Origin of the sequence: Nonomuraea sp. LPB2021202275-12-8 (genome assembly GCF_037044575.1) — a bacterium.
Taxonomy (GTDB): Bacteria; Actinomycetota; Actinomycetes; order Streptosporangiales; family Streptosporangiaceae; genus Nonomuraea.
In genome coordinates, this window is the sequence record NZ_JBAHWD010000091.1 from 1 (window position 1) to 3,514 (window position 3,514).

Annotated in this window: 4 protein-coding genes and 1 pseudogene; 3 read left to right on the forward strand and 2 right to left on the reverse strand. The window is 65.2% G+C overall.

Annotated elements, in window-relative coordinates; translation table 11 throughout:
* Nucleotides 1-251, reverse strand: a 251-nt coding sequence (locus V5E28_RS48690) for a hypothetical protein (RefSeq protein ID WP_336217138.1), incomplete at its 3' end; no start/stop codon positions are given.
* Between the two features lie 619 nt (nucleotides 252-870).
* Here V5E28_RS48690 and V5E28_RS48695 point away from each other — a divergent pair.
* The 3 genes from V5E28_RS48695 (at nucleotide 871) to V5E28_RS48705 (ending at nucleotide 3,024) form a co-directional block, all read left to right on the forward strand.
* Nucleotides 871-1,644 carry a hypothetical protein gene (locus tag V5E28_RS48695; protein ID WP_336217139.1) on the forward strand — a complete coding sequence of 258 codons (774 nt, stop codon included), beginning with the start codon at nucleotides 871-873 and terminating at the stop codon, nucleotides 1,642-1,644.
* A gap of 6 nt (nucleotides 1,645-1,650) precedes the next feature.
* Complete coding sequence (locus tag V5E28_RS48700; RefSeq protein WP_336217140.1) at nucleotides 1,651-2,577, forward strand: hypothetical protein; 927 nt, start codon at nucleotides 1,651-1,653, stop codon at nucleotides 2,575-2,577.
* Nucleotides 2,578-2,715: 138 nt separating this feature from the next.
* Complete coding sequence (locus V5E28_RS48705; RefSeq protein ID WP_336217141.1) at nucleotides 2,716-3,024, forward strand: hypothetical protein; 309 nt, start codon at nucleotides 2,716-2,718, stop codon at nucleotides 3,022-3,024.
* Between the two features lie 216 nt (nucleotides 3,025-3,240).
* On the opposite strand, the pseudogene V5E28_RS48710 reads toward V5E28_RS48705, so the two are convergent.
* Nucleotides 3,241-3,416: pseudogene (locus tag V5E28_RS48710) on the reverse strand (transposase); the annotation flags it as partial.
* Nucleotides 3,417-3,514 lie beyond the last annotated feature (98 nt).

The following is a 3,514-nucleotide window of genomic DNA, read 5'->3' on the forward strand; positions in this document are numbered from 1 at the left end:
TTCTCCTCTGGACGCTCGAGCATGCCGGTGCCCGGACACGCATAGGCATAGTTGCCCTGCCGGGTTCCGAAGTTGTCACCCAGATTCGCTGCGAGCTGGGTCTCCAGTGGAGGCTCGCTCAAGGGGTACGTGGACCAGGTGTCTCCCTGATCGCGGGTCAGGTAGATCTCATCGCGGGTGACGAGGGATACGGTGGTGGCGTTGAGCGGTAACCATCGAGGGGGGTCCTCGATCCCGGTGGTGTACTCCATTTCGCTTGTTCACCCGGGCATGGTCACTCGCTTCCAGGTCTTGCCTCCGTCCGCCGTGACACCCAGAGCGGACCGGCAAGACTCCTTCAACGGATAGGTCTTCGGGCACGCGTCGACGTACGCCCACGCATGATTCGCATCGATGAGTATCACCCTTTTGTCCAGAGCGAAGTCGACGCCCGGGATGGTGACCTCACGGGCGGCCTGATCCCAGGTGTCCGGGATCGGGCCACGCGGACGTGACGCCCGCCGTCCCGCTCCTCATCGACGACATCGCCACCGCTACGCTCTGCGCCCACGTCTTGACTGCTCAGTCGCGCTCAACAGCAGGCCATTCACAGCGCCGCCGACTACCACCAGCCGCTCACCCCGATGGAGCCACCCTGCTGCTGTCGGTCATTTGGTGCGGCCGCTCCCTGAATACGCTGCCTTCCGCGAGCAGCACCGCGGCCTCGAACGTGAGGATCTTGCTGATATCAGTGCCGCGCCGACTGTCGTCCGTTGTCGTTCGCCACTGACATTCTGTTGCGCGACAGGGCTCTGACAGTGCTTCGCGACAAGAAATGTCAGTAGCGCTCCGTGACGGGTTGCCCGGTGACGGGGATCACGGAGGCGGTCCATGAACTCCCCTATGCCCTCGCCCGTGATGCGGGCGCATGCGCCTCGCGGACGAGATCAACCGCGATCGCGGCAACCTGGCGCCAATCCGCCCGATGGTGCCAGCAACACTTTCGAGGACGTTGCAGACGGACGAGCCAGGGAGCCAGACGGCGGATCCGGCGCACTGGTCCTGCTGCGCGGCCACGCCCGGGAATCGATGAACGGTTGGGGCATTCACGAAATCCGTACAGACATGATCATCTACGGCCGGGCATACCGCCGATATACCACCGCTTCCTACGATCCTGTGACGGATGCAAGTCAAGGTAACGGAAAGGGCATCATGCGACTGAGCACCATACTTCGGCATGCGGCGATCGTCGGGACCGCGGGACTGACGTTGTCGATCGTCGGCGCCGGCGGCGCTTCCGCCTCTGCGTCGGCTGACAAGACTCTCAGCGGCAGTTGCTCGTCGGACCCCAAGGGTTTCAGCGGCTCGGCACGCTACTACTTCAACGGCGTAGGGCGTGACGTCTTCACCAAGTTCACGTACACGATTGGCGGTCGTGCTGGATCGAAGACCGACGTAGCCATCGATGTCTATTCGGACAAGAACAACGCACCCGACACGTGGTGGAGCGGTTGGAGCACCGACAGCGCCAAGGTGGGCACGAAGAGCGTGACCGTCAGCATCCCCGCCTCGTCGAAGGACAAGGTCTACGTGAAATTCTGGGTGCGCTGGGACCTTCCGGGCCTCGACCCCACGTGCAGCTTCCAGACCAAGCGGATCTAGCGGCCGATGAACCACCGCGCACTTGTCGCGTCCCTGCTGGCGCTAGTGGCGGTCACGTCGTGTTCCACCGGCGGTGAGCAGGAAATTCCGCCGGTCTTCGTCGCCGCCTCCTCGACGGGGGCGATCGTGTACGACCCGCAGACCGAATCGCACCTCGGGTACGCCTCGGACGGGCGGCACGTGTGGACGGACAAGCAGGCTGCCGTCTGCGCGGCCCGGTGCCCTGAAGCGGCCTTCTCCACCGCTACCCGGAAAGTGCTGAGCCGGCGGGGCGATGCGGACACGGTCGTCGCCGAGGGAGGCACGCTCCAGATCCAGCGTTCGGACGGCAAGAAGGAGAGCCATCAAGTCGCCGGCGTGGAGAACGTCCTCTGGCGGGAGAGCCCCGACCGGACGACGGCTCTGCTGCTCTACGCCGACCCCACGCTGCCCGGCGGTGAGATTCTGCGCTTCCAGCGCGACGCTCACGGATGGCGGGCTACAGGGGAGCGCGTGCCCGCTGGGGGGTTCTGGGGTGGCTGCGTCGGCGGAGACTGGGCGGTCCTGACCGGCGAGCGGGGAGGGATACTCAAGGACGGGACCGTCGTTCCCCTTCAGGTCAATCTCGACCAGCCCGGGGAATGCGTGGCCGGTACGCGAGGGGGCGCGGTGGTGTCCCGCTACGTCGACCAGCGCGGAACCCATCACACCGAGGTTCGCGGCATCGACCCGAGCGGGCGGCAGACGTGGTCGCGCGATGTCGCCGCTCGGGCCGGTGTGATCGCCGATCCGTCCGGTACGGCGGTCGGCCTGGTCCACGATGGTGAGCTGGAATTGCTCGACGTCAAGGGGGAGGTCCGCGAGCGGCGCGAGGACGTCGTCGCGGCCAGCTTCACTGAGACGGGCCGCCTGGTGACGGTGAACGCCGACGGCAAGGTCACCTGGGCTGCATAGAGCTCACTCATCCGCGTGTCCGACGGCGTGTACGCCTGTGCGAACGCGCCGGGCCAGTTCGGCCAGCCCACAAGCCTCATCGCTGTGCAGCGAGATCTCATCGGCGTGAGGATGCCAGCGCTGTAGCACCCACGGCCGGTGCACCGAGACGTCTGGCACTGCACTGTCCTGACCGCTCGCCACGACCGGCCTCTCACCGACACCGCCTGGGCGTGGATCGCCGTCCGACTTGTCGACGCTGCTGGCATCGCACCGCTCGGCGATGTCGAAGCCTGCCGGTGGGTCGCGCTCCGGCATGCCCGCGACCACGTGCATCTGGTGGCCACCCTCGCCCGCCAGGACGGACGGCTCCCCGAACTGCGCGGCAACTGGTACCGGATGCGGGAGACCCGCGATCAGATCGAAGCCGAACTCGGGTTACTCCCTACACGGTCGTCCCGGACCTAAACCTTCAGTGCTCAAGGTCCCGCACCGGACCTGAGGCTACGAAGAGTGAGGGATCTTGCTGACACCGGTGTCGCGCCGACTGTCATCTGTTGTCGTTCTTCACTGACATTCCGTGTCGCTCATGTTGAGCGACAAGTGACCGACAGTTGCCGACAACAAGTTCTGTCAGTAGCTCGCAGTAGTTGGGAACTGCGGTGTGGTTGTTGCTTGGCAGGCGATTCCCGTGCGGTTGATGTCCAGGATCGCGTTGAAGACATCCCGTAACTCGACCGTAGCGGGCCGGCCGTGGGGCGGCGGTCGAGTCGGGATTGCCGCCAGGCGGTCAAGGTAGGCTCGATCAATGCCCAGCGGGCGTCGGATATGTCGCTCGGGTACGGCTTACGCTCAGCCACTCAGCCATCACAGCACGACCGGACCGCCAACCGACGGTAACGCTACAAATCCATACGATCAAACTACGACATCACGGCCATAGGCTGGACACGCCATG

Bases quoted from the DNA above. Each gene is read 5' to 3' on its own strand.
- V5E28_RS48695 (WP_336217139.1), top strand. From the start codon at position 871: ATGAACTCCCCTATGCCCTCGCCCGTGATGCGGGCGCATGCGCCTCGC.
- V5E28_RS48700 (WP_336217140.1), top strand. From the start codon at position 1,651: ATGAACCACCGCGCACTTGTCGCGTCCCTGCTGGCGCTAGTGGCGGTC.